Here is a 25,380-nt window from a genome sequence, read left to right on the forward strand (position 1 = left end):
TCAGTTGATCTGGAACTTGCCCTCGCGGATCAGCTTGCCCCATTTGGCATGCTCGCTGCGAATCCACTCGCCGAACTGCGCGCCATTGGCGGGCGTGGCCATGCTGCCTTCCTGGGCCAGCTTCTCTTTGACCTCCTTGGTGGCCAGCAGCTTCATGGTCGCGTCGGCAATGCGCTCGGCGATGGGGGCGGGCAGGTTGGCCGGCCCCACCAGGCCCAGCCAGGTGGAGGCCTCGAAGCCCGGATAGCCCTGCTCGGCCACCGTGGGCACGTCGGGCAGGGACGGCACGCGCTGGGCCGAGGTGACGGCCAGCGCACGGATCTTGCCCGTGGCCAGTTGCGACATCACCGACACCGTGTTGCCGAAGTACAGGTCCACCTGCCCGCCCATCAGGTCGGTGAGCGCGGTATTGGCGCCCTTGTAGGGCACCTGCAGCACCTCGATGCCCGCGCGGCGGGCCAGCATTTCCCCGGCCAGGTGGCCTACCGTGCCATTGCCTGCCTGGGCGATGCCGTAGGTGCCGGGCCTGGCCTTGGCCGCCTTGATGAAGTCCTGCAGGTTCTTGAAGGGCGAGTCGCGCCGCACGGTCAGCACCACGGGCTGCAGGGCCACGCTGGCGATGGGCGTGAAGTCCTTGAGCGCATCGAAGGGCATCTTGGCGTAGAGGCTGGGATTGATGGCCAGGTTGGCGGCCTGCCCCATGCCGATGGTGTAGCCGTCCGGCGCGGCCTTGGCCACGGCATCCAGGCCGATGTTGCCGCCCGCGCCGGGCTTGTTGTCTATGACCATGGTCCAGCCCATGGCGATGTTGAGCCGGTCGGCCACCAGGCGCGAGGTGGCATCCGTGCCGCCGCCGGGCGGAAACGGCACGACCAGGCGCACGGGCCGCTGCGGCCATTCGCCCTGGGCCAGCGCCAGTGCAGGGAAGGCCGTGGCCAGGGCGGCGGCAGCGCCGCCCAGAAGATGCCGTCTGCGCATTGTCATTGTTTGTCTCCTTGGAATCGTTATGGCGGGAAAAAGTCGGGCGCAGCCTGCGCGCGGGACGCTAGACCGGCAGGCCCTTGGCGCGCAGCACGGCGTCGAAGCGCTCGGGGTCGGCCGTGCCGCTGCGGTTGGTCTCGCGGATGACGGCCTCGCGGGCCAGGTGGGCCTGGCTGCGGCGCAGCACCTCGGCGGCCTCGGCCGCGGGCACGGCGATCACGCCGTCGGCATCGCCCACGATCAGGTCGCCGGGCAGCACGGCCAGGCCGGCGCAGGCCACGGGCACATTGATCTCGCCCGGGCCGTCCTTGCTGGGCCCGCGGTGCGTGTGGCCGCGCGCAAAGATGGGCATGCCGTCCTGCGCCCATTCGCACAGGTCGCGGATGGCGCCGTCGATGACCAGGCCGCCCAGGCCGCGCGCCAGGCAGGTGGTGCGCATCAGGCCGCCGACCAGGGCCTGCGAGACATCGCCGCCGCCGTCGATGACCAGCACATCGCCGGGCTGCACCATCATCAGCGCCTTGTGGATCATGAGGTTGTCGCCGGGCCGCACGCGCACGGTGACGGCGGGGCCGCAGAGAACGGCCTCCAGCCGCGCGTGGTACTGGCGCAGGCCGATGGCGCCGACATTGCGGCTCATGGCGTCGCCGATGGCGGCCACGGGAATGGCCTTGAAGGCCTGGACGACGCCGGCCTCGGGGCCTGCGGCGCGCGGATGGATGCGGTAGCCCGCAGGCCATTGGCTGGATGGGGTGGTCATGGCAAATCTCCGGGAAAAACAGCTCAGCGCAGAACCTCGGGGTTCACGCAGTGGGAAGGGTCGGCCGGGCTGCCCTGCAGCCAGCCCAGCACATTGGCGGCGGCCATGTCGGCCATGGCCGCCAGCGCAGCGGGCGTGGAGCCGCCCACATGCGGCGTCAGCACCACGTTGTCCAGCGCGGCCAGGGCGTGGCCCGCAGGCAGGGGCTCCTCGGCCATGGTGTCCAGGCCGGCGGCGGCCAGGTGGCCGCTGCGCAGGGCGTCGATCAGCGCCGCCTCGTCCACCACCTCGCCCCGCGCGGTGTTGACCAGCAGGGCGCCGCGCGGCAGCTGGGCGATGCGGCCGGCATCGAGCAGATGGCGCGTGCGGGCATTCAGGGGCACGTGCAGGCTGAGCACATCGGACAGGGGCAGAAGCTCGTCCACCGAGCCCAGCATGCGCACGCCCGCCACGGCGCCGGGCCCTGGGGCGCAGGCCGGATCGAACGCAGGGTCGAACGCTGGATCGAAGGCCACCACCTGCATGCCCAGCGCCAGCGCCACGCGCGCCACGCGCTGGCCCACCTGGCCAAAGCCCAGCAGGCCCAGGGTGCGGCCGCTCAGCTCCAGGCCGTCCTGGGCGCGGGACCAGCGGCCGGCGCGCAGCTCGGCATCCATCCAGGCGATGCGGCGGGCGGCCGCGAACATCAGGCCCAGCGTCATCTCGGCCACGGACTGGGCATTGGCGCCCGGCGTCACATAGACCGGAATGCCCCGCTGGCTGGCCGCGGCCACATCGATATTGCTCACGCCCACGCCGTGCTTGGAGATGACCTTGAGCGTGGGACAGGCCGCGATGGCAGCGGCCGACAGCGTGGCCGTGCGCGAGATCACGGCATCGACGCTCTCGCGTGCCAGCACGGCGGCAACCTCGGCCTCGCCGCCGCCGTCTTGCAGGTACAGCACGCGGCAGTGCGCCGCCTGCAGGCGCTGCAGCCCGGCGGGCGCCAGGCGTGGCGCGGTCACGAAAACGGTGGGCGGGTGGGTAGTGGCGGTCATGGGAACGGGCAATTCGCTTTGTCGATGCACCGCATTCTTGTGAGCGCCACCCATTCCGTCCATTCGATAATGTTCATTCAAACATCACTTTTATTCATCGATGGACCTGCACCTGCGCGACCTGCGCTTCTTCGAGATCGTGGCCGACCTCGGGCACCTGGGCCGGGCCGCAGAACAGCTGGGGCGCACCCAGCCCGCGCTGAGCAAATGCATACAGCGCCTGGAACTGACCGTGGGCGGCGCGCTGTTCGAGCGTGCCGGGCGCGGCATACGCCTCACGCCGCTGGGCGATGTGCTGCTGGCGCGCGCACGCATGCTGCGCAATGCCAGCCAGGAGGCGCTGCGCGAGGTGCGCGACTTCAACGAAGGCCATGCCGGCCATGTGCGCATCGGCAGCGGGCCGGTGGCCGCCGACCACCTGCTGCCCGAGCTGTGCAGCAAGGCCCTGGCCGACGGGCGGCGCATCACCATCAGCATCTTGATCGGCCCCAGCTGGGAACTGCGCGACCGCCTGCGCGAGGGCCAGCTGGACCTGCTGATCGGCCTCACGGCCGAGGGTGATCCGGAGCTGGTCTCCCACCCGATCGCCGAGGATGTGGTGGTGGTCGCGGCGCGCCAGGACCATCCCGTCTTCGAGCGCCAGCGCATCACCATGGCCGCGCTGCTGCGCCATCCCTGGGCCCTGCCCAGCGCCAACATTCCCAGCCGGCAATGGCTGGACCAGGCCTTCACCTCGCGCGGCATGCCGGCGCCCACGGTGCAGGTGGAGGCAGGCTCCATACCGCTGCTGCCGCGCATGGTGGCCAAGACCGATCTGCTGACCTTCGTCTCGCGCCACACGCTGCGGCTGGAGCGCAGCCGCACGCTCAGGGAAGTGCGCCTGCCGGCCACCACGCTGCGCCGCCACCTGGGCGTGACCTGCCGGCGCGACGGCTATCTGTCGCCCGCGGCCCGGCACATGCTGGAGCTGCTGCGCGCCGACGGCCAGGCCCTGTTCGGCGAGGATGCCTCGCCGCTGGACGAGAACTGATTCCCGCGGACCGGGGCTAGGGCCCCGGCCGCGCGCCCGCATCGGCCAGGCGCAGCAGGCCCGCCAGGTCGACGATGGTCAGCCGGCCATAGGCGGCCTGCAGCAGGCCGCGCTGCTCCAGCAGGCGCAGCTCCTTGTTGATGGTCTGGCGCGAGACCGACAGCATGGCGGCCAGGTCGCTCTGCGAGATGCGCAGCACCACGCCCTGCCCGTCGGGCGCGGGCTGGCCATGCGTGGGGGCCAGCCGCGCCAGCAGCTCGGCCACGCGGTTGTCGATGTTGCTGAAGGCGTGGCGCTGCTGGACGACGATCAGCTCGTGCATGCGCGCCAGCACCAGCAGGCAGATGTCCTTCCACAGCGGCGGATGGGCATCGAGCAGGGCCAGGAAGGACTCGCCGGGTATCTCCACCAGCACCGTGGGCTGGTGCGCGTGGTAGTCGTAGACGAATTGCGTGTGCTCCAGCAGCCGCGCCAGGCCGACGATGTCGCCCGCGCTGTGCATGGACAGCACGAAGCGCGAGCCCGTGGCGTCCACGCCGCCCACTTCCACGCAGCCCGAAGCCACCACCAGCACCTCGCGCCGCTTGGGGTCGGCGGCGCGCACCTGCTGGTGGCGCTCGTAGCGGCCCAGGCGGGACAGCGCCGTCAGCTCGTCCAGCACCTCGGGCGGCCAGTTGCGCAGCATGCGGCACAGGCCCAGGGCGCGGCGGATCAGCGCCGAAGGGTCGGCCACGGGAGCAGGCTTGGAGCGCATGGTTCTCTCACGATGTCGAAGGCCCCGGGTTAGTCCGGTGCCCATGTACCGCCATTTGTCAATGGCTTGACAGAGTGCATCCCCTGTCGCTCGGGATAGTAGCAAGCAAGCCACCGGGCAAAGCATCCGGGGCGCTACCAAGGAGACAAGTTCGTGAAGCACAAGCATTGGCTGGCCGCCGGCGGCATGGCGGCCCTGGGCACGTCCGCGTGGGCCCAGAGCAGCGTGGAGATGTTCGGCATCGTCGACGTCCACATCAACAGCGCAAGGTCGGGCGCCACGCGCCTGAGCCGGCTGGAGGACGGGGGCAGCGCGGCATCGCGCATCGGCTTTCGCGGCAGCGAGGACCTGGGCGGCGGCCTGCGCGCCCAGTTCATGCTGGAGGCCGGCGTGGCGCCGGACACGGGCCTGGGCACCATTCCCGGCCCGGGCCTGGCCTTCACGCGCCAGGCCTGGGTGGGACTGAACAGCGGCTGGGGCGCGGTGGAGATGGGCCGCATGTACACGCCCATGTTCGGCGCGCTGTTCCGGGCCGATCCGCTGGGCATGAACGCGCTGTTTTCCTCGCTGAACCTGGTGTCGGCCACCGATGCCCAGGCCGGCCTGCGGCCGTTTGCGGCGCGGGCCAACAACCTGGTGCGCTACCGCACGCCGGCAGGCCAGCCCTGGCTGGCGGACCTGGCCTGTTCCTTTGGCGAAGTGGCTTCGCCGAACAGCAGCAACGGCCGCCTCTACGGCGCCACGCTGGGCTGGAACCAGAAGCCCTGGTTCCTGGCCTACAGCTTCCAGAAGTCCGTGGAAGGCAGCGCCGCCGCACCCGTGGCCGCGCCCGCCACCAGCCAGTACCAGGCGTTGTCGGCCAGCTGGGAGGCCCTGGACGGGCTGCGTCTGACGGGCAACTACGTCATCAACCGCGTGGACCGTGCAGGCACACCCAAGGCGAAGCTGGCCCAGCTGGGCGCCGATTGGAGCGTGGATGCGCGCTCCAAGCTGCTGGTCTCGGTGGCGCGGCGCGAGGTGGGCGGCACGGACCGCGCCCAGAACACCTGGACGCTGGGCTACGACTACGCGCTGAGCAAGCGCACCGTGCTCTACGCGCGCTGGCTGCAGCTGGGCAATGCGGCCAATGCCTCGGCCGCCATTGCCAACGTGCCGGTGGCCGCCAACAGCGGCGACGGCGTGCGGTCCCTGGCGCTGGGTGTGCGCCACAACTTCTGAGGGACACACATGACCGACAGCCATTGCTTCAACACTTCCCGGCTCGACGCGCTGTTCGCGCCGCGCTCCATCGCCGTGGTCGGCGCCTCGGACCAGGCCAGCAAGATCGGCGGCATTCCGCTGGACTACCTGCTGCGCTTCGGCTACGGCGGCGCGCTGTATGCGGTGAACCCGCGCGCCAGCCGCGTGCAGGGCCTGCCCGCGCACGAGCGGCTGGCCGCCATCGGCGCGCCGGTGGATCTGGCCATCGTCGCCGTGCCGCAGTCGCAGGTGGCCGGCGTGCTGGAGGATGCGGCCGCCGCGCGCGTGCAGTCCATGGTGCTGTTTTCCTCGGGCTATGCCGAGACCGGCTCCGACGGCACGGCCGCCCAGCAGGCGCTGGCGCGGCGCGCGCAGGAGGCGGGCATACGCCTCATCGGCCCGAACTGCCTGGGCTTCATGCGCCCCGGCCACCAGGTCTACGCCACGTTCTCGCCCGCGCCGGGCGGCGGGCTGGTGCGGCCCGGGCGCATCGGCATGGTCAGCCAGTCGGGCGCCTTCGGTGCCTATGCCTACAGCCTGGCGCGCGAGCGCGGGCTGGGCCTGTCGCTGTGGGCCACCACGGGCAACGAGGCCGATGTGCAACTGGCCGATGGCCTGGCCTGGCTGGCCCAGGACCCCGAGACCGACGTGATCATGGCCTACATGGAGGGCTGCCGCGACGGCCCCCGGCTGCGCGCGGCCCTGGCCCTGGCGCAGGAGCGCGGCAAGCCCGTGGTCATGTGCAAGGTGGGCACCAGCGCCCTGGGCGCGGCCGCCGCCGCATCGCACACGGCCTCGCTGGCGGGCAACGATGCCGTCTATGACGCGGTGTTCCGCCGCTACGGCGTGCTGCGCGCGCATTCCATCACCGACTTCTTCGCGCTGGCGGCCAGCGCCTCCATCGCGCGGGCCCCCAAGGGGCGGTCCATCGGCCTGTTCACGGTCTCGGGCGGCGTGGGCGCCATGATGGCCGACGACGCCAGCGCAGCCGGCCTGGACGTGGCACCGCTGTCCGATGCGGCCCAGCGCCAGCTGCGCGAATGGGTGCCGTTTGCCGCGCCGCGCAACCCCGTGGACATCACGGGCCAGGTCACCAACGACATGACGCTGCTGGAGCGCAGCGCCCGCCTGATGCTGGCCGACCGGCAGTTCGACAGCTGGCTGGGCTTCTTCGCGGCAGGCGGCCTGTCCGACGCCTTCTGGCCCGTGCTGCAAAGCCTGGTGCAGACGCTGCGCACCCACCATCCCGACACCCTGCTGGCCGTCAGCACGCTGTGCCCGCCCGAGCGCCGCGATGCGCTGGAGGCGCTGGGCTGCCTGGTGTTTGCCGACCCGGGCGCGGCCATACGCTGCATTGGCGCGCTGGCCCGCCTGCATCTGCATGAAACACCGCAGGCGCTGCCCGCGATGGCCGATGCAGGCAGCGCACTGCACCTGCCGGCGGGCACGCTGTCGGAGCAGCGCAGCATGGCCCTGCTGGCCGAGGCCGGCGTGCCCGTGGTGCCGCACCGGCTGGTGCGCACGGCGGCCGAGGCAGCGCAGGCCGTGCAGGCCGTGCAGGAGATGGGCGGACGCATTGTCCTCAAGGTCTGCAGCGATGCCATCGCCCACAAGTCCGACGTGGGCGGCGTGGCACTGAACCTGGCGGATGCGGCCGGCGCCCAGGCCGCCTTCGACCGCATCCTGGCCAATGCGCGCCAGGCCCGGCCCGATGCGCGCATCGACGGCGCGCTGGCCGCCCCCATGGTGCAGGGCGGCGTGGAGTGCATCGCCGGCGTGCACCGCGACCCGGTGTTCGGCCCGGTGCTGATGTTCGGGCTGGGCGGCATCCATGCCGAGATCCTGCGCGATGTCTCGCTGCGCCTGCTGCCCATCACGCGCGACGACGCGCTGGCCATGGTGCGCGAGCTGCGGGCCTTTGCCGTGCTGGACGGCGCGCGCGGCCGCCCCCGCGTGGACCTGGACAGCATTGCCGACACGCTGTGCGCCCTGGCCGGCTTTGCGCAGCGCGCAGGCGCCACGCTGGAAAGCGCCGAGATCAACCCCCTGATCGCCCGCCCGCGCGAGGACGGCGGCTGCGTGGCCGTCGATGCGCTGGTCATCGGCAGGGAGGCTGCATGAAAGCCAATGCCCATTCCATCGCCCGCCCGGAGGCCACCATGAACACACCCCTGCTGCGCACCGCCGCGCTGACCTGCCTTGCCCTGGCCTGCAGCGCCGCGCTGGCCCAGGACGGCTATCCCGCCCGGCCCGTGCGCATCGTCGTGCAATACCAGGCCGGCGGCTCCACCGACACCGTGGCGCGCATCCTGGCCGAGGGCCTGGCCAAGCGCCTGGGCCAGCCCGTGGTGGTGGACAACCGCAGCGGCGCGGGCGGCATCATCGGCACCGAGCATGTGGCCAAGAGCGTGCCCGACGGCCACACACTGCTGCTGACCGTGCCCGGGCCCATCACGGCCAACCTGGTGCTCTACAAGAAGCTGCCCTACGACCCGCGCACCGAGCTGCGCATGGTCTCGGACGTGGTCTCGCCCTCCATGGTGATGGCCGTCAACCCGGCCGTGCCGGCCAAGGACTTCAAGGGCCTGGTCGAGGCCGTGCGCCAGTCGCCGGGCAAGTACGCCATGGGTTCCTGGGGGGCGGGCACGCAGCCGCACCAGGTCCAGGTCTTCATGGACAAGGCCTACGGCCTGCAGTCGCTGCACGTGGCCTACAAGGGCGAGGGGCCCATGTCCATCGACCTGATCAGCGGCGTGATCCAGATGACGCTGGGCTCGGCCGCCACGCTCAAGCCCTTCATCGACGCCGGCAAGCTGCGCGCCCTGGCCGTGGCCGGACCGCGCCGCAGCAAGGCACTGCCTGATGTGCCCACCTTTGCCGAGCAGGGCTACCGCGAGCCCGTGTATGCCATCACGGGATCGATCTCGCTGATGGCGCCCGCGCGCACGCCCGACGCCATCGTCGAACGCCTGGGCCGCGAGGTCGCCGCCGTGATGCGCGAGCCCCAGGTGCGCCAGCGTGTCGAGGCGCTGGGCCTGGAGGCCCAGGGCAACAGCCCGGCCGAGGCCAGCGCCGCCTACGCCGCCTTTTTGCCCGTGGCGCTGGACCTGGCGCGCTCCACGGGCGTGACCCTCGACTGACCCCCTCCTGCCCTGAAGAAAACAATGGACATGAACCCGACCCCTCCCTCCCTGCCCGAAGTCCGCCGCGCCCTGGCGCGCTCCATCGGCCTGGCCGCCTTTGTCTACGGCTATCCGCTGATAGAGACCTACCGCACCTGCCGCCTGCAGACCGATGCCGGCGCCGCACGTGCCACCGGTTTGGGCCTGGACATGCGCGGCGACTTCGACACGCTGCACCACAGCCAGCGCCCCTCCACCCATGAGGACCGCGACGTGGTCACGCCCGCCAACGACCTGCTGTACTCGCTGGCCTGGATCCACCTGGCCGACGGCCCGCGCCTGCTGACCGTGCCCTCCAGCGCCGCGCATCCGGGCCGCTATTTCGTGCTGGCCCTGTACGACGCCTATACCGAGAATTTCGAGAACCTGGGCCCGCGCAACTGCGCGCCCGAAGGCGAGACCGTGGTCCTGGTCGGGCCGGGCGGCCAGGTGCCGGAACACCTGGCCGGCCACCGTCTGGTGCACTGCCCCAGCAACCTGGTCTGGCTGATCGGCCGCACCGTGGTGGGCGATGCGCCCGACTGGCCTGCAGCCCGCGCACTGCAGGCCGGCATCCGGCTGGAGCCCGCGCCGGGCACGCCGAAAGGAGGCCGCCCGGCCGCCGTCGCGAACTGGGTCGGCCCGCCCGTGGACGCCATGGCGGCCGCCTTCGAGAACCAGGAGCCTGCGGCCGAGGTTGCACCGCGCTTTTTTGCCAACCTCTGCCATGCGCTGGCCGAGGCGCCTGGCCGCAAGGAGGACCAGGGGCTGCTGGCCTGGTTCGGCCAGGCCGGCCTGGCGGCCAGCGCCCGCATGGCGTGGGAGCAGCTGGAGGAGCCCGTGCGCGAAGGCCTGACCGAGGGCTTTGCCGACGGCGTGCGCACCGTGGCCGCCATGGGGCGCAACCGCCGCCCCCGGCCCTGGACCATGACGCCGTCCACCGGCCGCTACGGCAGCGAGTACCTGGGACGCGCACGCACCGCCTACCTGGGCCTGGGCGCGCTGGCCACCAGCGAGGCCATCTACGCCGCCGCCCACCACGACGCAGGCCTGCAGCCGCTGGACGGCAGCCAGCGCTATGTGCTGCGCTTCAATGCCGCCGACATGCCGCCGGCCGATGCCTTCTGGTCCGTCACCCTGTATGACGCCGACCGCTTTCTCTACGGCAACGAGATCGGCCGCCACTCCATCGGCGACCGCACGCCGGGCTTGCTGCGCGAGGCCGACGGCAGCCTGCAGATCGACCTGGGCCATGCCCGGCCGGCACAGGGCGCCGCCAACTGGCTGCCCACGCCGCACGGGCGCTTCTACCTCATCCTGCGCATGTACCACCCGCAGGCAGGCGCGCACCAATGGCCTGTTCCACCCCTGCAGCCCGTGGCCGCATGAGACACGCCATGGACCTGAGCACCCTGGCCGAGGAGGCCGTCATCCACACCTGCCCGCTGTACGAGATGCGCCGCATGCGCGCGGCCACCTCGCCCCGGCGCAATGCGGCGGGCGAGGCCGCGCCCGCACCGCTGCGCTGGTGCAACCAGTTCGTGCATGCACGCCAGCTGCTGCGCGCCGGCACCAGCCGCGTGGTCACGCCCAACAACGACACGCTCTACACCAACGCCTGGCTGGACCTGGGCGCCGGGCCGCTGGTGATTGACGTGCCCGACACGGCGGGCCGCTACTACGTCCTGGGCCTGCTGGACTTCTTCACCAACCCCTTCGCCCACCTGGGCCAGCGCCTGACGGGCACGGCGGCGCGCTCCTTCCTGATCACGCCGCCCGGCTGGCAGGGGGCGCTGCCGCCACCGTTCGATGCTCCCGGCGCACACATTGCCGCGCCCACGCCCTGGCTGTGGGTGATAGGCCGCATCCTGGTCGATGGCGAGCACGACCTGCCCGCCGTCCACGCGCTGCAGGACGGCTTTGCGGTGCGCCCGCTGGCCGACTGGCAGGCGGGCACGCCCTCGCAGGCCCGTGCCTTCGACCCGGACTGCGATCCCCAGGCCCCGCCAAATGCCGAGCACTATGCAGCCCAGGTGAATGCCGCCTTGCGCGACAACCCGCCGCCGGCAGGGCATGCCGCACGGGTCGCGCGCTTTGCTGCCGTCGGCCTGGGCGCCGGGCTGGGCGCACCCGATGCGCAACAGCAAGCCGCACTGCAGCGCGCCCTGGACAGCGTGCTGCCCCGGCTGCGCGCGGCCAGCACGGGCCGGCGCCTGGACTCGGGCTGGGAACTCCCCGCCCTGGTCGAAGGCAGTTTTGGAGACGACTTCCAGGCCCGCGCCGAAATTGCGCTCAAGTACATCGGCATGCTGGAAAGCCGCGAGGCCATCTACCCGCTGGCCTGGCATGACGCCCAGGGCCTGCCCCTGCACGGCAGCCGCCGCTACCGGCTGCGCTTTGCCCCAGGCGCGCTGCCGCCCGTGCAGGCCTTCTGGTCCCTGACCCTCTACGGCGCCCACGACTGCATGCTGGTGGACAACCCCATCGACCGCCATGCCATCGGCGACCGCACGCCGGGCCTGCGCCCCGACGCTGATGGCGATGGCGATGGCGGGTTGACTATCCACATCAGCCACGCGCCGCCGGCCAGCGAAGACCACCGCGCCAACTGGCTGCCCGCGCCGCGCGAAGGCTTCTACCTGTGCCTGCGCGCCTACATGCCCCGGCCCGAACTGCTGGACGGCCGCTACGCCCTGCCCCCCATCGAACCAGAACAGGAGACCCCATGAACGCCAGAGACGACGACAAGCCCTTTTTGCTGGTGGGCACCGGCAGCGAAACCGTGGCGCCGGGCCTGCACATACTGCGCGGCCAGGGCCAGTCCTTCGTGGCCGAGACCGACGCAGGCCTGGTGGTGATCGACGCCGGGCCCGGCGGCAAGGTCAGCCAGGACATGATCGCCAGCCTGCGCCAGCTCAGCGACGCGCCCGTGCATGCGCTGTGCTACAGCCACGGCCACATCGGCTACAACGCGGGCGTGCCCGCATGGCTGGAGCATGCGGCCGCGCGCGGAGAGCCTGTGCCGCGCCTCATCGCGCACCGCAACCTGCCGCGCCGCCAGGCACGCTACCGCGAGACCCGGGCGCTGCAGCACCGCATGGCCGAGATCCAGTTCAACCGCAGCGCGGGCTTTTTCGAGCACCGGCTGGACATGCACGAGCCCACCGAAACCTTCGACACGCGGCTGGAGATAGGCAGCGGGGACGGCCGCATCGAGCTGTTCTGGGCGCCGTCCGAGACCGACGATGCCATCGCGCTGTGGAGCCCCGGCCAGCGCGTGCTGTACGGCGGCGCGGCGCTGCTGGACTCCATACCCAACATCGGCACGCCCTTTCGCACGCTGCGCGACACCGTGCGCTGGGCCGACACGCTGCAGGCCATGGCCGCGCTGCGCCCGCTCAAGGCCGTGCGCGAGTTCGGTCCCGTGATCGAGGGCGAGCAGGCCGTGCAGCAGGTGCTGCTGCACACCGCACAGGCGCTGCGCTGGCTGCGCGCCGAAGTCGTGCGCCTGATGAACGAGGGCCTGAACGAGCAGCAGGTGCTCGCGGCCATGGACTATCCGCAGGAACTGTTCGGCGTGGAGTGGATGAAGCCCACCTATGGCGACCCCAGCTACATCGTGCGCGACATCTACCGCTCGGAAAACGGCTGGTGGGACCGCAACCCGACCACGCTGCACCCGGCCCCGCCCGAGGCTGCGGGCGCCGCCATTGCCCAGGCCATCACCGACAAGCCCGGCCTGGTGGCCAGCGCCCAGGCGCTGGCCGACGCGGGCCAGTGGCAGCTGGCCCTGCATGTGATCGACGTGCTGGCCACGGCGACCGGCGACGCGCCCGAGATCGGCCAGGCCCGCAGCCTCAAGGCCGCCTGGCTGCGCGAGCGTGCGCGCGAGGTGGACAGCTATGTCTCGCGCAACCTCTACCGCGTGGGGGCCGACATGATCGAGCAGGGCACGCAGGCGCGCCTGGGACTGCGCTGACGGGGCCGCGCACAGGCAAGGCGACTCAAGGCGACACAAGGAGACAAGTGCATGAAGACGATGAAGAAGCACGGCATGGCCCTGGCACTGCTGCTGGCCATGGCCTGCACAGGCCACGCCCAGCCGGCACAGGATGCCGGCAACTACCCCGCCCGCCCCGTCACGCTGATCGTGCCCACGGCCGCCGCCGGCGGCACGGACACCATCGCGCGGGTGTTTGCCGAAGGCCTGACCCGGCTGCTCAGGCAGCCCTTCGTGGTGGACAACCGGCCCGGCGCCAACGGCCTGGTCGGCGTGGAGCAGGCCGCGCGCAGTGCGCCGGACGGCTACCGGCTGCTGTTCACCTACACGGCGTCCATGGCCGTGAATCCCAGCCTCTACCGCAAGGTGCCCTATGACCCGGTGAAGGACTTCACGCCCATTGCGCAGATCGGCCGCGCCGGCAATCTGCTGCTGGTCTCGCGCGATCTGCCCGTGCACACGCTCAAGGAGTTCGTGGAGCATGTGCGCGCCCGGCCCGGCCAGCTCAGCTACTGCTCCTGGGGCCAGGGCTCGGGCGGGCACCTGACCATGGAATTCCTGCTCAAGCAGGCCGGCCTGCAGATGCAGCATGTGCCCTACAAGGGCAGCAGCCCCTGCGTGCAGGGCCTGCTGGGCGGGCAGGTGCAGGCGGCGTTTGCAGACACCTCTTCCACCGTGGAGCTGGTGCGTGCGGGCCGCGTGCGCGCCATCGCCCACAGCGGCGACAAGCGCATTCCCAGCCAGCCGGACCTGCCCAGCCTGACCGAGGCGGGCTACCCGTTCCACAACTATTCCTGGTACGGCGTCTTCGCGCCCGCCAAAACGCCGCAGCCCATCGTGGACAAGCTCAACGCCGCCATCAACCAGTTGCTGCAGGACCCGGCCACGGCCAAAAAGCTGGGTGAGCTCAACCTGACCGATCTGCCCCGGACCACGCCTGCGCAATTCGCCGACACGTTGCGCCAGGACCTGGCGGACTGGGGCCGGCTGGTGCGCGAGGTGGGTGTGCAGCTGGACTGAGGGCAGGCCCTTGGCGGGCCAGACTCACTCGGCGACGATGCCCGTCCTGCGCACCACCTCGCCAAAGCGCTTCAGGCGCTCGGACATCATGGCCTCGAAAGCCGCGGGGCTCATTTCCTCGGGCGGGGTCACGCCCCGGTCCTGCAGGCTGGACACCATGGCCGGCGCAGTGGCGGCCTGGCGCACGGCCTTGAAGAGGGCCTGCACCACGGGCGCGGGCGTGCCGGCCGGCGCGGCCAGGCCGGTCCAGGAGCTCATGTTCAGCTGCGGGTAGCCGACCTCGGCCAGCGTGGGCACATCGGGAATTTGCGCCACGCGCTGCTCGGAGGCCACGGCCAGGGCGCGCACCTTGCCCGCCTGGATATGGGGCAGCATGGAGATGAGGTTGTCGAAGAACACCTGCACCTCGCCCGCCAGCACCGAGGTGACCAGCAGCGTGCCGCCCCGGTAGGGAACATGGGTGATGTCCAGGCCCGCATCGGCCTTGAACATCTCCATGTTGAGCTGGCCCATGCTGCCCGTGCCGCCGCTGCCGTAGTTGAGCTGGCCAGGGTGCTTTTTGGCATAGGCGATGAACTCCGCAAAGCTGCGGATGGGCAGGCTCGCGGGCACGACCAGCACATTGGGCAGGCGGCCCAGGATGGCGATGTTCTCGAAATCCTTGATGGGGTCGTAGCCCACCTTGGACTGGGTCAGCGGATTGGCCAGGTGGCTGCTCTGCGAGGACACGACCAGGGTGTAGCCGTCCGGCCTGGCGCGCGCCACGGCCAGCGCAGCCACCGAGCCGCCCGCGCCGGGCCGGTTCTCCACGACGATGGGCACGCCCAGGATGCGTGCCATGGGCTCGGCGTACTGGCGCGCCATGGCGTCCACCGAGCCACCGGCCGGAAACGGCACGATGAAGCTGATCTGGCGCGTGGGGTAGCCGGCGGCCTTGCCTTCGGCGGCCAGCGCCGCAAGCGGCGCCAGCACACCCAGGCCCAGCCCCGCGCCGAGCACGCGGCGGCGGGAAGGGTGGCTGGCAGCCTGGCGGGCGATAGGGGTCATGCTCATGTCTCCTCCTTATGGAAATACGTCGGCTGCGCCCGGCCATCCGGGGCGCCCTGGGGGCGCCCTGGGGGCGCCCTGGGCGTGCCCTGCTTACTCGGCCACGATATGGGCCTTGCGCACCACCTCGCCGAAGAGCTTCAGGCGCTCGGCCATCATCTTCTCGAAGGCGGCGGGGCTCATCTCCTCGGGCGCGACCACGCCGCGCTCCTTGAGGCTGGCCACCATGGCCGGCGCCGTGGCCGCCTGGCGGATGGCCTTGTACAGCGTCTGGACGATGGCGTCGGGCGTGCCCGCAGGCGCCGCAATGCCGGTCCAGGAACTCATGTTGAGCTGGGGATAGCCGACCTCGGCCATGGTGGGCACGTCGGGCAGCATGGGCAGGCGCTGCTCCGAGGCCACGACCAGGGCGCGCACCTTGCCCGACTGCACGTGGGGCAGCATGAAGACCAGGTTGTCGAGGATGAACTGCACCTCGTTGCCGATGGCGGCCGTGACCAGCGGCGAGCCGCCACGGTAGGGGATGTGCGTGGCAAAGATGCCCGTGGCGGCCTTGAGCATTTCCACATTGAGCTGGCCCATGCTGCCGATGCCGGCGCTGCCGTAGTTGACCTGGCCGGGGCGCTTTTTCACGTACTCGATGAACTCCTGGAAGTTCTTCACGGGCAGGCTGGAATGCACCATCAGCGCATTGGGCTGGCGGCCCAGGATGGCAATGTTCTCGAAGTCCTTGATGGGGTCGTAGCCCACCTTGGGCTGGGTCAGAGGATTGGCCAGGTGGCTGCTCTGCGAGGACACGACCAGGGTGTAGCCGTCCGGCTTGGCGCGCGACACGTACTGCGTGGCCACCGAGCCGCCCGCGCCGGGCCGGTTCTCCACCACGATGGGCACGCCCAGGATGCGCGACAGGGGCTCTGCGTACTGGCGGCCCATGATGTCCACCGAACCGCCGGGCGGAAACGGCACGACCAGCGTGATCGGGCGCGAGGGGTACTTGTCATCGGCGCGTGCGGCCAGCGGCGCCAGCGCGGACAGGCCCGCCAGGCCAAGGCCTGCGCCCAGCAGCTTGCGGCGGGTGTTCAGGGAGGGGTTCACGGACAGGTTTTTCATGGGTATCAGCGCAATCAGGGGTGATCAAAGACGGCGAGGGCCACGGCCTGCGCGCGCGGCACGAAGGTGGCCAGCTCGCAGTACTCGCGCTCGGTATGGGGATGGCCGCCCACGGGGCCGGTGGCACACAGCGTGGGCACGCCCACCGACGCGGTCAGGCCGCTGTCGGCCGCACCGCCCGTGAACTCGCCCTGCACATCAAAGCCCAGCGACTGCGCGCCGCGCCGGTACAGCTGCAGCAGCGCATCGGGCGTGGGCGCCATGGGCAGGGTGCGGCGCACGGCGGTGACGCGGCCCTGGGTGCGGGGCACGGATTCTTCCTCCACGATGGCGCGGATGCGCTCCATCAGCGCATCGGGATCGGTCTGGGCCGTGTAGCGCACATCGAGCTCGGCCTTGGCGTGGGGCGCCACCATGTTCGGCACGATGCCGCCATGCAGCACGCCCACATTGGTGGTCGTGCCCGTGGCGGGATCGGTCAGCGCATGCAGGGCCAGCAGCTTGCGCGCCATGGCCTCCAGCGCGCTGGCGCCGGCCGCGTGGTTGATGCCCGCATGGGCGGCCACGCCCTGCACCTCGAACTCCACGGCCATCGATCCCTTGCGGCTGGTCACCAGGTTGCCGCTGACGCGGCCGGGCTCGGCATTGAAGACGGCGCGCGCGCCGCGCACCGTGTCCATGATGGTCTGGCGCGTGGCGGGCGAGCCGATTTCCTCGTCGCACGAGAAGAACAGCTTGAGCGGCGCGCCCAGGCCGCCACAGCGCGCAAAGGCCTCGGCCACGAAGACGTTGAGCACCAGGCCCGACTTCATGTCGGCCACGCCGGGACCGTAGGCCCTGCCCTCTTCCACGCGGAAGGGGCGGCGCGCCACGGTGCCCGCCGGGAAGACGGTGTCCATATGGCCCATCAGATAGATGGGTGCGCCTTCGGCCGGGCCGTCCCCGTCGGGACCGGCGACATCGGCATGCAGCAGCACGCCGTAGCCGGGCACGTCCTCGAAACGCACGGCCACGCCGGCCGCCTCCAGCCGCTCGCGCAGCGCCTGGGCCACGGCCAGGATGCCGGCTTCATCGCGGCTGCCGCTGTCGATATCGACAATCCTGTGCAACAGGTCTTGCATGGCCTGCTGCTGGCCGCCCAGCCAGTCCAGCAGTCTCGCGCGCTGCTGCACGCGGCTTTGTTCGAGGGTATCGTGCATGGTGGAATCTCCAGAGTGCATGCAGTGTTGCACGCGACCCCCTATTTTGCAACACACGTTGCATATACAAGAAAAATATGAAATCACCATTGCAAAAAGCCGCACTGCTGCTGCCGCAGCGCCTGGCGCAGCAGGGCGCGGAGCTGACGGCCAGCGAGCTGACGCTGGCCCAGACCCTGGGCAGCAACTACCCGCATGCGCTGCTGGAGTCGGCCACGGCGCTGGCCGCGCACACGGGCACCAGCGCCTCGACCGTGGTGCGCCTGTTCGCCAAGCTCGGCTATGCCAGCTATGCCGAGGCCCAGCGCGAGGCGCGCGGCGAGGTGACGGCGCTGCTGCAGACGGCCGCCCAGCGCGCGCCCGTGCTGCTGGGCGCGCAGCGCAGCCTGAGCGAGTGCGTGGACGATGCGCTGCTGCACGACCAGCACAACATCCAGGCCACGCGCGAGGGGCTGGACATGGCGGCCTTCGAGGCCATGGCCCGCAAGCTGGCCCAGGGCGAGGGCCGCGTGTTCGTGCTGGCCCAGCTCAACAGCTCACCGGTATCCGCCTGGCTGGCCCTGCACCTGAACATGTGCCGCCCCGGCGTGCAGGAGCTGGATGCCGGAGCCATCGCGCCGGCCGACCAGCTGCTGTGGATAGGCCCCTCGGACACGCTGCTGGCCTTCAGCGTCAGCCAGTATTCGCGCGGCACCTTCGAGATAGCGCAGCGCTTTGCCGACGCCGGCGCCCAGGTGCTGGCCATCACCGACAGCCCCGCCGCGCCGCTGGCCACCGTGGCCCACCACTGGCTGCAGGTGCGCACGGCCAATGCCTCGCCCTTTCACTCCTACACGGCGGCCTTCTACCTGTGCAACGCCCTGGTCTCGGCCGTGGCCCAGCTGCGCCACAAGGATGTGTCCGAGGCACTGGCCCGGCGCGACGCGCTGTGGAAGGAGTTCAACCACCAGTTGATCAGGACGGCTGAGCCGCGCGGGCCGGCTCGCGCCGCGCGCAAGCCACCCGCGCGCAGGTCTTCTACATAGACCAGTAGTACTTGAAGCTCAGCGTGGCCTCGCGATCCACGCCGCGGAAGATGCCTGCGAAGTACTTGCGGTTGAACAGGTTGTTGATGTTCAGCGCGATGCGGTACTGCGGCGTCTCGTAGGCCAGCGCCAGGTCGGCCAGCGTGGCGGAGTCGTTGATGTTCAGCGTGCCGTCCGCTGCCACGTTGTAGGGAGAGCGACCCTTGTAGCGCAGGCCGCCGGCCACCATCAGGCCCGGCACCGCGCGCGGTCGGTAGTCCAGCCACAGGCTGGCCATGTGGCGTGTGGTCTGTATGGTCTGGCGGCCGATTTCGGCGGGCCGGTTGCTCTGCGTGGTGCGCGGGTCCAGGTAGGTGTAGCTGGCCAGCGCGTTCAGCTCGCGCGTGAGCGCGAAGCGGCCTTCCAGCTCCAGCCCCGTGGAGCGCACCTCGCCCGTCTGGATGCTGAAGCGCGGGTGGTCGGGGTCCAGCGTGGTGACGTTGGTCTGGCGCAGGTCGAAGACCGAGGCCGTGATCAGCGAGGTGCTTCCCGGAGGCTGGTACTTCACGCCCGCCTCGTACTGCTTGCCGCGCCGGGGCTCGAACGGATTGCCGTCGTACTGCAGGCCCGTGACCGGATCGAAGGAGGTCGCGTAGCTCGCATAGGGCGCCCAGCCGCTGTCGAACAGGTAGAGCAGGCCCGCGCTGCCGGTGGTGGCGCTGTCGCTCATGCGCGGCTGGGTGCTGCTGTTCTGCGTGGTGCGCGCCTGGTCATGGCGCAGGCTGAGATTGGCCACCCAGCGGTCCCACTTGAACTGGTTGAGCGTGTAGATGCCGGTCTGGCGCAGGTCCGTGCGGCTGTCCTCCAGCTCTGGATAGGCGATGGACTGGCCATAGGCGGGGTCGAGCATGTCCAGGTCGGGCACATCCCAGCCAAAGCCCAGGCCGCCGCGCTCCCTGTACTTCACATGGTCCATGCCGAAGGCCATCCGGTGCTGCAGCCCGCCCCAGCGCAGGTCCTTCTGCAGGCGGGTGTCCAGCGCCAGCGTTCGGCCCTTGGTGCGCTGGGCCAGGCTGGCGCGCGAGACGCTTCGGCCGTCGGCCAGCACGTCCATGGCGTAGATGTGGCGGTAGTCGATGTCGATGGTGGAGTAGCGCAGGTTCTGCGTGAGCTGCCAGCCGCTGTCGGTCTGGTGCGAGAACTCGTAGCCCAGCGATCGCGTGTCGCGGTCGAAGCGGTCGAAGGACGGGTCGCCGGCCGTCAGGTGCGCGGGCAGGTCCTTGATCTGCGGGTAGGTGAACAGGCTGGGCCACCAGGACTTGGGCGTGCCGCGCTCGCGCGAGTAGCTGCCCAGCACGGTTAGGTGGGTGCGGCCGGAGAGGTTCCAGCGCAGCGAGGGCGCAATGGAGATGCGGTCATCGCGCGAGCCCACGGTGCGTCCGTCGCTGTCACGCGCCTTGAGGTTGAGCCGGTACAGCAGGTCGCCCGAAGCATCCAGCGCGCCGCCCAGATCGGCCGTGGCCTGGGCGCGCTGGTAGCGGCCATAGGACAGGCCCACGCTGTTCACATGGTCGGCCTCGGGTTTCTTGGAGACCACGTTGATCACGCCGCCCGGCCGCCCTTGGCCAAAGAGCACGGAGGCCGGGCCCTTGATGACCTCGATGCTGTCCAGCTCGTCGATCTCGTCGTTCCACGAACCATAGGTGCCGGCGGAGAACTGCCGCAGGCCGTCCTTGTAGTAGGAGCTGCCATCGCTGAAACCCCGGATGATGGCGCCCGTCATGCGCAGGTCCGCGCCCGTGACTTCGGTGGACACGCCGGCCGTGTACGACAGGGCCTGCTCGATGCTCTTGGGCGCCTGGTTCTGCAGCTGTTCCTGGGTGACGATGGAGATGGAGCGCGGCGTCTCGATCAGCGGCGTGTCCAGCTTGGTGCTGGCGCTCCTGCCGCTGCCCACGTAGCTGCCCGGCGCGGCCATGCGCTGCGATGTCACGTTGACCGTGGACAGCGTGGTGCCCGCCGACGGCTGAGGCTGCGGCGCAGGCGCCTTGCGCAGCGTGAACGTGCCCTGCTCGGTGCTGTGCGCGGTCACACCGGTGCCAGCCAACAGTCGGTCCATGGCCTCCTGCGGCGTGAAGCTGCCTTGGAGGGCCGGCGCCTGGCGGCCGCCCAGCACGGCTTCGTCGTACAGCACCTGGAACTGGGTCTGGCGGCCAAAGGCGCGCAGCGCGTTGATCAGCGGCTGGGCCGGCTGGTCAAAGGCCAGGCGCTGTCCGGATGACGGCATCGGTGAAGAGGCGGCCGGCTGCTGAAGCTGTTGCGCACGGGCGGACGGCGCGGCCCCCATGCCGGCCACGGCACCGGCCACCAGCCACGCCAGCAGGCGCGGCCTGGCCTGCGGGCCGGCGCCCTGCTCCTTTATGTTCCTGTATCGGGCATGCGTGCCCCTGCCTGCGAATTCCCTGCCTGCTGCTTCTTGCGCTCTCATTGCCACTCCGTTGCTGTGCCGTTGCACGGGCACGCGACGGGCAGGCCGCAGGCAGCCGTCGCGGGCGATCAGGAACCGCGCCGGACAAGCCATGCCAGCCCACCCGCGCATGCGCGTCAGGTGTTGCGGCCGTTGGCTGGGGCGTGAGGGACGAGCGCCCTCGGTGGTCCTTGGCTGGCAGCCGTGCGGGCCTGGAAAATCCACGCCCCTGCCCCTATAGAAGCCAAGACAGGTGCAAAGCTGGAACCTAGGGTTGGTCGTCAGTTTGAAACAAATTGTTTCTCAACCTTCGATTCATCCCCGCACGATCAGCCACCCTCCGCCGCTGCGCGGCTGCACGCGTACCGCAATCAAGGCCGGCAGCGCGCGCACAAAGCGCTCGGGCGCGGCCGTGGCCAGCAGGCCCGAGACACGCAGGCGGCCCAGCGACTCGTCGCCCAGCTCCACGGGTGCACCCAGATAGCGCGACAGCTCCTGCGCCACCTCCGCCAGCGGCGTGCCGCTGAAGCGCACCTGGCCCGTGCGCCAGTCGCCCACGCTGTCCGCATCGGCCACCACGGTGCTGTGCCGGCCGGCGCTGTCCACAGCCACGCCCGCGCCTGCCGCCAGCAGCAGGACATCGCCCCCGGCCCGCTCCCGCTCGGGCCGCAGCTGCACCTTGCCCTCCAGCACCTTCACCACCAGCCGGGGCGGCCCGGCGCGCACATTGAACGCGGTGCCCACCACCCGGACGCGGCTGGCGCCGGAGTCCACGGTGAAGGGCCTGTCCGGGCCGGGCGTGACCTCGAAGAAGGCCTCGCCCCGATCCAGCACCACCTCGCGGCGGCGCGGGTAGTAGCGCACCTGAAGTTCGCTGTCCACGTTGAGGGCCACGCGCGAGCCATCGGGCAGCTCGATGCTCTGCGTCTGCCCGGGCGCCGTGCGGGCCTGCAGCGTGTAGCCCGGCGTGTGGTCCCAGCGGTACCAGCCACCCCAGGCCAGCAGTGAGACCACCGCCAGCACGGACAGGGCTGCTGCAGGGCGGCCGGGCCAGCGGGCAAGAACGCGCTGGCGCGGCGGCGCGGCCGCTGGTGCAGCGCAGACGGCAGGCGCGGCGGGCGGCACCGCTGCGCCAAACTCATCGGGAAACAGTTCCCTGAGCTGTGGCGCGCCATGCCAGTGGCGCGACATGCCTTCGAAGATGCTGCGGTGCAGCGGGTTGGCGCCCAGCCATGCGTCCAGCGCGCGCTCATCGGCGCCCGTCCAGTCCGGCTGCTGGCGGCGCACGAACCAGTCGGCCGCCCTGTCATGCAGCCCCACCAGCTCCTGCGGCGAAACGCCCGGGGGAAGTTCGTTGCTCATCGTGTGTTCTCTGCGGCGCCCGGCCGCTGCTCGTCTGCGCGCAGCAGGGCACGCATTTGCTCGGCGCTGGCGTAGCGTACGCGGATCTCGCAATAGGACAGTGCCCGGCTCAGGTGGCGCGAGACCATGCGCACGGTGATGTCCATGCGCTCGGCCGTCTGCTCCAGCGTCAGTTCCTGCACGCGGTGCAGCACGAAGGCCTGGCGCTGGCGCTCGGGCAGCTCGTTCAGGGCATCGCGCAGCCGGGCCAGGCGCTGGCGGCGCTCATCGTCCAGCGCATGGTCGGCTCCTTCGCGGGCCGGCAGGGCCTCGACCTCGTCGCGGCAATCCTCCACGGACACCAGCCGCACACCGGCCTGCTGCGGCGCCGTGCGGTGCGCGAAGGCCGCCACGCTGCGCACGACCTGATGCAGATAGGGCCGCTCTTCGTCCACAGGCAGGCGTTTGTCGGCCGACAGCATGCGCACGAAGACTTCCTGGGAGGCATCCTCGATATCGGCCGGGCTCTTGAAGTACCGCGCCAGCATGCGCTGCAGCGGCTTGCGCCAGCGGGTGTAGAGACTGCGGGAATGGCCACCGGGCTCTCCCGGGGCGTCGTCGCGCTTCATGGCAGGCATGGCACGGCGGACGTGGAAGTTGTCCGGTGGCGAGGTAATGGGGGCGGAATCTGGAGCACGATGCAAACAGCTGAGCCGGCGATTGTATCGAGAACGATTCTCATCATCAGCTCGCCTTGGCCACAAAAAAAGGGCGCCGAAGCGCCCCTTGATTGCCGTGCCCGCAAGGGCCGCACCGGTTCAGTGCTGCAGGATCTTGTTGAGAAATTCCTTGGTGCGCGGCTGGCGTGCTTCGGGGTTGCCGAAGAATTCGTCCTTGGAGCAGTCCTCCAGGATCTTGCCGCCCACGTCCATGAAGATCACGCGGCTGGCCACCTTGCGTGCGAAGCCCATCTCGTGGGTCACGCACATCATGGTCATGCCTTCGTTGGCCAGGCCGATCATCACGTCCAGCACTTCGCCGACCATTTCGGGGTCCAGCGCGGAGGTGGGTTCGTCGAACAGCATCACGATGGGGTCCATGGACAGCGCGCGAGCAATGGCCACGCGCTGCTGCTGGCCACCCGACAGCTGGCCCGGGAACTTGTCCTTGTGCGCCGTCAGGCCCACGCGGTCCAGCATCTTGAGGCCACGCTTCTTGGCATCGTCCGGGCTGCGACCGAGCACCTTGATCTGGGCGATGGTCAGGTTCTCGGTCACCGACAGGTGCGGGAACAGCTCGAAGTGCTGGAACACCATGCCCACGCGGCTGCGCAGCTGGGGCAGGTTGGTCTTGGGATCGTGCACGGCCACGCCGTCCACGAAGATCTCGCCCTTCTGGAAGGGCTCCAGCGCGTTGATGGTCTTGATCAGCGTGGACTTGCCCGAGCCCGAAGGGCCGCAGACCACCACGACCTCACCCTTCTGGATGTTGGTGGAGCAGTCGGTCAGCACCTGGAAGCTGCCGTACCACTTGGAAACGTTCTTGAGTTCAATCATTGGTTCACTCCGACTCGTGTCAGTTGTCCATCGCCGCGCCGACAAGGGGCGCGGTCATGGGGGCGGGACGGCCAGCAAGGTCCGCCCCGCAGCCAAGGCCGTCGTCCCCCTTCAAGGGGGAAGGCGCGAAGCGACTCAGGGGGTGGTGTGTCATCGAATGATGGCAATCTTTTTGTGCAGGCGCTTGACTGCCCACGAGAGCGAGTAGCACAGCACGAAGTAGGTCACGCCAGCGGCCAGATAGGATTCGATGGGACGGCCATAGTTCTTGCCCGCCACTTCGAAGCCCTTGAGCATGTCGTAGGCACCGATGGCATAGACCAGCGAGGTGTCCTGGAACAGGATGATGGTCTGCGTGAGCAGCACCGGCAGCATGTTGCGGAAGGCCTGGGGCAGGACCACGAGGCGCATGTTCTGGCCGTAGGTCATGCCCATGGCCTGGCCCGCGGAGACCTGGCCGCGCGGGATGGACTGGATGCCCGCGCGCATGATCTCGCTGAAGTAGGCCGCCTCGAAGGCGATGAAGGTGATGATGGCCGAGACCTCGGCGCCGATGGGCCGGCCGATGATCAGCGGCATCAGCAGGAAGAACCACAGGATCACCATCACCAGCGGCACGGAGCGCATGCCGTTGACGTAGAGCGTGGCGGGCACATCAAGCCACTTCTTGCCGGACAGGCGCATCAGCGCCAGCACGGTGCCGAAGAGCACACCGCCGATGGTGGCGATGACGGTCAGCGTCAGGCTGAAGTACAGGCCCTTCAGCACGAAGTTGCTGAACAGGTCCCAGGTGAAGAACGACCAGTCGATTTGCAGGTTCATGTCAGTGTCCTCCGCCGCTGGCAGCGATCAGGCCCGGGACGCGCGAACGCTTCTCGATGAAGGCCATGATGCGGTTGATGGCAAAGGCGGAAATCACATACAGGCCGGTGACGGCCAGATAGATCTCGATGCCGCGCGAAGTCTCTTCCTGCGCCTGCATGGCGAACATGGTCAGCTCGGCCACGGACACGGCAAAGGCCACGGACGAGTTCTTGAACACGTTCATGGTCTCGCTGGTCAGCGGCGGGATGATGATGCGGAACGCCATGGGCAGCAGCACGTAGCGGTAGTACTGGAACGTGGTGAAACCCATCGCCATGCCCGCATAGCGCTGGCCGCGCGGCAGCGCCTGGATGCCCGAACGCACCTGCTCGGCGATACGCGCCGAGGTGAAGAAACCCAGCGCCAGCACCACGAGCACGAAGCCCGGCAGCGACTTCAGCGCAGGAACAAAGGACGGAACCACGTGGTACCACATGAAGATGTGGACCAGCAGCGGAATATTGCGAAACAGCTCCACCCAGGCATTGCCCAGCCGCACGATCCACGGCCGGCCCTCCAAAGTGCGCAGCGTGCCGATCAGCGATCCGACGACCAGTGCGATCACCAGCGACAGCAGCGACACGGAAATGGTCCAGCCCCAGGCCGACAGCATCCAGTCCAGGTAGGTGATATCGCCGTTCTTGCCGAAGCAGCTTTGACCGACCTCTTGGGTAATGGTGTCCTGGCAGAACACCTGCCAATCCCAACTCATAGGAGCACCCCTTCATTCAAAACACGAAATGCGTGCCGGCAGAAAAACCGGCGACGCAACAAAAAACGCCCCTTCCAACCGCATGGCAGAAGGGGCGG

22 protein-coding genes are annotated in these 25,380 nt (G+C 70.0%); 9 read left to right on the forward strand and 13 right to left on the reverse strand.

Features of this window, described 5'->3' with window-relative positions; translation table 11 throughout:
- The 3 genes from AC57B5_RS15060 to AC57B5_RS15070 form a co-directional block, all read right to left on the reverse strand.
- The gene (locus AC57B5_RS15060) at positions 1-984 is read right to left on the reverse strand and encodes a Bug family tripartite tricarboxylate transporter substrate binding protein (RefSeq protein WP_065347864.1); all 984 of its coding nucleotides are present in this window, start codon (positions 982-984) and stop codon (positions 1-3) included.
- A gap of 61 nt (positions 985-1,045) precedes the next feature.
- Complete coding sequence (locus tag AC57B5_RS15065; protein ID WP_012203312.1) at positions 1,046-1,741, reverse strand: RraA family protein; 696 nt, start codon at positions 1,739-1,741, stop codon at positions 1,046-1,048.
- 23 nt (positions 1,742-1,764) lie between these two features.
- Complete coding sequence (locus tag AC57B5_RS15070) at positions 1,765-2,778, reverse strand: hydroxyacid dehydrogenase (RefSeq protein ID WP_496399830.1); 1,014 nt, start codon at positions 2,776-2,778, stop codon at positions 1,765-1,767.
- A 100-nt stretch (positions 2,779-2,878) separates the two neighbouring features.
- On the opposite strand from AC57B5_RS15070, the gene AC57B5_RS15075 reads away from it, so the two are divergent.
- Entirely contained in the window at positions 2,879-3,808 is a 930-nt protein-coding gene (locus tag AC57B5_RS15075) for a LysR family transcriptional regulator (protein ID WP_496399831.1), read from the forward strand.
- Positions 3,809-3,824: 16 nt separating this feature from the next.
- Here AC57B5_RS15075 and AC57B5_RS15080 read toward each other — a convergent pair whose 3' ends face one another.
- Positions 3,825-4,562: a Crp/Fnr family transcriptional regulator gene (locus AC57B5_RS15080; protein ID WP_013804161.1), complete on the reverse strand. Its 738-nt coding sequence runs from the start codon at positions 4,560-4,562 to the stop codon at positions 3,825-3,827.
- A 153-nt stretch (positions 4,563-4,715) separates the two neighbouring features.
- On the opposite strand from AC57B5_RS15080, the gene AC57B5_RS15085 reads away from it, so the two are divergent.
- The 7 genes from AC57B5_RS15085 to AC57B5_RS15115 are packed head-to-tail and all read left to right on the forward strand — an operon-like array spanning position 4,716 to position 13,982.
- Positions 4,716-5,780, forward strand: a complete 1,065-nt coding sequence (locus AC57B5_RS15085; RefSeq protein WP_496399832.1) for a porin — start codon at positions 4,716-4,718, stop codon at positions 5,778-5,780.
- 9 nt (positions 5,781-5,789) lie between these two features.
- The gene (locus AC57B5_RS15090; RefSeq protein WP_496399833.1) at positions 5,790-7,922 is read left to right on the forward strand and encodes an acetate--CoA ligase family protein; all 2,133 of its coding nucleotides are present in this window, start codon (positions 5,790-5,792) and stop codon (positions 7,920-7,922) included.
- Entirely contained in the window at positions 7,919-8,941 is a 1,023-nt protein-coding gene (locus tag AC57B5_RS15095; protein ID WP_374006132.1) for a Bug family tripartite tricarboxylate transporter substrate binding protein, read from the forward strand. The genes AC57B5_RS15090 and AC57B5_RS15095 overlap by 4 nt, the downstream gene beginning before the upstream one ends.
- 24 nt (positions 8,942-8,965) lie before the next feature.
- Positions 8,966-10,351, forward strand: coding sequence for a DUF1254 domain-containing protein (locus AC57B5_RS15100; RefSeq protein WP_496399834.1), 1,386 nt, complete (start codon positions 8,966-8,968; stop codon positions 10,349-10,351).
- A gap of 8 nt (positions 10,352-10,359) precedes the next feature.
- Positions 10,360-11,691, forward strand: coding sequence for a DUF1254 domain-containing protein (locus AC57B5_RS15105; protein ID WP_197944978.1), 1,332 nt, complete (start codon positions 10,360-10,362; stop codon positions 11,689-11,691).
- Positions 11,688-12,941 (forward strand): alkyl sulfatase dimerization domain-containing protein, encoded by a 1,254-nt coding sequence (locus AC57B5_RS15110; RefSeq protein ID WP_197944977.1) that lies wholly within the window; start codon positions 11,688-11,690, stop codon positions 12,939-12,941. The genes AC57B5_RS15105 and AC57B5_RS15110 overlap by 4 nt, the downstream gene beginning before the upstream one ends.
- A 51-nt stretch (positions 12,942-12,992) precedes the next feature.
- Positions 12,993-13,982: a Bug family tripartite tricarboxylate transporter substrate binding protein gene (locus AC57B5_RS15115; RefSeq protein ID WP_496399835.1), complete on the forward strand. Its 990-nt coding sequence runs from the start codon at positions 12,993-12,995 to the stop codon at positions 13,980-13,982.
- A 24-nt stretch (positions 13,983-14,006) separates the two neighbouring features.
- On the opposite strand, the gene AC57B5_RS15120 is transcribed toward AC57B5_RS15115, so the two are convergent.
- From AC57B5_RS15120 to AC57B5_RS15130, 3 genes are all read right to left on the reverse strand, one after another.
- Complete coding sequence (locus AC57B5_RS15120; RefSeq protein ID WP_496399836.1) at positions 14,007-15,035, reverse strand: Bug family tripartite tricarboxylate transporter substrate binding protein; 1,029 nt, start codon at positions 15,033-15,035, stop codon at positions 14,007-14,009.
- An 87-nt stretch (positions 15,036-15,122) separates the two neighbouring features.
- A complete protein-coding gene (locus tag AC57B5_RS15125; RefSeq protein ID WP_013804170.1) occupies positions 15,123-16,139 on the reverse strand; it encodes a Bug family tripartite tricarboxylate transporter substrate binding protein in 1,017 nt (338 codons plus the stop codon).
- Between the two features lie 14 nt (positions 16,140-16,153).
- Positions 16,154-17,338 carry a M20 family metallopeptidase gene (locus tag AC57B5_RS15130; RefSeq protein ID WP_496399837.1) on the reverse strand — a complete coding sequence of 395 codons (1,185 nt, stop codon included), beginning with the start codon at positions 17,336-17,338 and terminating at the stop codon, positions 16,154-16,156.
- Positions 17,339-17,415: 77 nt separating this feature from the next.
- On the opposite strand from AC57B5_RS15130, the gene AC57B5_RS15135 reads away from it, so the two are divergent.
- On the forward strand, positions 17,416-18,363 hold the full coding sequence (locus AC57B5_RS15135) for a MurR/RpiR family transcriptional regulator (RefSeq protein WP_199961619.1): 948 nt from the start codon (positions 17,416-17,418) through the stop codon (positions 18,361-18,363).
- On the opposite strand, the gene AC57B5_RS15140 is transcribed toward AC57B5_RS15135, so the two are convergent.
- The 6 genes from AC57B5_RS15140 to AC57B5_RS15165 all read right to left on the reverse strand — a co-directional run bounded on the left by AC57B5_RS15140 (position 18,356) and on the right by AC57B5_RS15165 (position 25,282).
- Entirely contained in the window at positions 18,356-20,764 is a 2,409-nt protein-coding gene (locus AC57B5_RS15140; RefSeq protein WP_034398155.1) for a TonB-dependent siderophore receptor, read from the reverse strand. The two genes, AC57B5_RS15135 and AC57B5_RS15140, sit on opposite strands and share 8 nt — an antisense overlap.
- A 360-nt stretch (positions 20,765-21,124) precedes the next feature.
- Positions 21,125-22,171 carry a FecR family protein gene (locus AC57B5_RS15145; protein WP_496399838.1) on the reverse strand — a complete coding sequence of 349 codons (1,047 nt, stop codon included), beginning with the start codon at positions 22,169-22,171 and terminating at the stop codon, positions 21,125-21,127.
- Positions 22,168-22,779: an RNA polymerase sigma factor gene (locus AC57B5_RS15150; RefSeq protein ID WP_496399839.1), complete on the reverse strand. Its 612-nt coding sequence runs from the start codon at positions 22,777-22,779 to the stop codon at positions 22,168-22,170. The genes AC57B5_RS15145 and AC57B5_RS15150 overlap by 4 nt, the downstream gene beginning before the upstream one ends.
- A 189-nt stretch (positions 22,780-22,968) precedes the next feature.
- Positions 22,969-23,706, reverse strand: a complete 738-nt coding sequence (locus tag AC57B5_RS15155) for an amino acid ABC transporter ATP-binding protein (RefSeq protein ID WP_012203297.1) — start codon at positions 23,704-23,706, stop codon at positions 22,969-22,971.
- A 150-nt stretch (positions 23,707-23,856) separates the two neighbouring features.
- Complete coding sequence (locus AC57B5_RS15160) at positions 23,857-24,528, reverse strand: amino acid ABC transporter permease (protein WP_012203296.1); 672 nt, start codon at positions 24,526-24,528, stop codon at positions 23,857-23,859.
- Between the two features lies 1 nt (position 24,529).
- Positions 24,530-25,282, reverse strand: a complete 753-nt coding sequence (locus tag AC57B5_RS15165; RefSeq protein ID WP_043819928.1) for an amino acid ABC transporter permease — start codon at positions 25,280-25,282, stop codon at positions 24,530-24,532.
- Positions 25,283-25,380 lie beyond the last annotated feature (98 nt).

Source organism: Delftia sp. BGA-UO-ETr-SB1, assembly GCF_059567865.1.

What these genes read in the sequence shown, in the direction of transcription:
- AC57B5_RS15060 (WP_065347864.1), bottom strand. Translation starts at nt 984, where the DNA reads ATGACAATGCGCAGACGGCATCTTCTGGGCGGCGCTGCCGCCGCCCTG.
- AC57B5_RS15065 (WP_012203312.1), bottom strand. Translation starts at nt 1,741, where the DNA reads ATGACCACCCCATCCAGCCAATGGCCTGCGGGCTACCGCATCCATCCG.
- AC57B5_RS15070 (WP_496399830.1), bottom strand. Translation starts at nt 2,778, where the DNA reads ATGACCGCCACTACCCACCCGCCCACCGTTTTCGTGACCGCGCCACGC.
- AC57B5_RS15075 (WP_496399831.1), top strand. Translation starts at nt 2,879, where the DNA reads ATGGACCTGCACCTGCGCGACCTGCGCTTCTTCGAGATCGTGGCCGAC.
- AC57B5_RS15080 (WP_013804161.1), bottom strand. Translation starts at nt 4,562, where the DNA reads ATGCGCTCCAAGCCTGCTCCCGTGGCCGACCCTTCGGCGCTGATCCGC.
- AC57B5_RS15090 (WP_496399833.1), top strand. Translation starts at nt 5,790, where the DNA reads ATGACCGACAGCCATTGCTTCAACACTTCCCGGCTCGACGCGCTGTTC.
- AC57B5_RS15095 (WP_374006132.1), top strand. Translation starts at nt 7,919, where the DNA reads ATGAAAGCCAATGCCCATTCCATCGCCCGCCCGGAGGCCACCATGAAC.
- AC57B5_RS15100 (WP_496399834.1), top strand. Translation starts at nt 8,966, where the DNA reads ATGGACATGAACCCGACCCCTCCCTCCCTGCCCGAAGTCCGCCGCGCC.
- AC57B5_RS15105 (WP_197944978.1), top strand. Translation starts at nt 10,360, where the DNA reads ATGGACCTGAGCACCCTGGCCGAGGAGGCCGTCATCCACACCTGCCCG.
- AC57B5_RS15110 (WP_197944977.1), top strand. Translation starts at nt 11,688, where the DNA reads ATGAACGCCAGAGACGACGACAAGCCCTTTTTGCTGGTGGGCACCGGC.
- AC57B5_RS15115 (WP_496399835.1), top strand. Translation starts at nt 12,993, where the DNA reads ATGAAGACGATGAAGAAGCACGGCATGGCCCTGGCACTGCTGCTGGCC.
- AC57B5_RS15120 (WP_496399836.1), bottom strand. Translation starts at nt 15,035, where the DNA reads ATGAGCATGACCCCTATCGCCCGCCAGGCTGCCAGCCACCCTTCCCGC.
- AC57B5_RS15125 (WP_013804170.1), bottom strand. Translation starts at nt 16,139, where the DNA reads ATGAAAAACCTGTCCGTGAACCCCTCCCTGAACACCCGCCGCAAGCTG.
- AC57B5_RS15130 (WP_496399837.1), bottom strand. Translation starts at nt 17,338, where the DNA reads ATGCACGATACCCTCGAACAAAGCCGCGTGCAGCAGCGCGCGAGACTG.
- AC57B5_RS15135 (WP_199961619.1), top strand. Translation starts at nt 17,416, where the DNA reads ATGAAATCACCATTGCAAAAAGCCGCACTGCTGCTGCCGCAGCGCCTG.
- AC57B5_RS15145 (WP_496399838.1), bottom strand. Translation starts at nt 22,171, where the DNA reads ATGAGCAACGAACTTCCCCCGGGCGTTTCGCCGCAGGAGCTGGTGGGG.
- AC57B5_RS15150 (WP_496399839.1), bottom strand. Translation starts at nt 22,779, where the DNA reads ATGAAGCGCGACGACGCCCCGGGAGAGCCCGGTGGCCATTCCCGCAGT.
- AC57B5_RS15155 (WP_012203297.1), bottom strand. Translation starts at nt 23,706, where the DNA reads ATGATTGAACTCAAGAACGTTTCCAAGTGGTACGGCAGCTTCCAGGTG.
- AC57B5_RS15160 (WP_012203296.1), bottom strand. Translation starts at nt 24,528, where the DNA reads ATGAACCTGCAAATCGACTGGTCGTTCTTCACCTGGGACCTGTTCAGC.
- AC57B5_RS15165 (WP_043819928.1), bottom strand. Translation starts at nt 25,282, where the DNA reads ATGAGTTGGGATTGGCAGGTGTTCTGCCAGGACACCATTACCCAAGAG.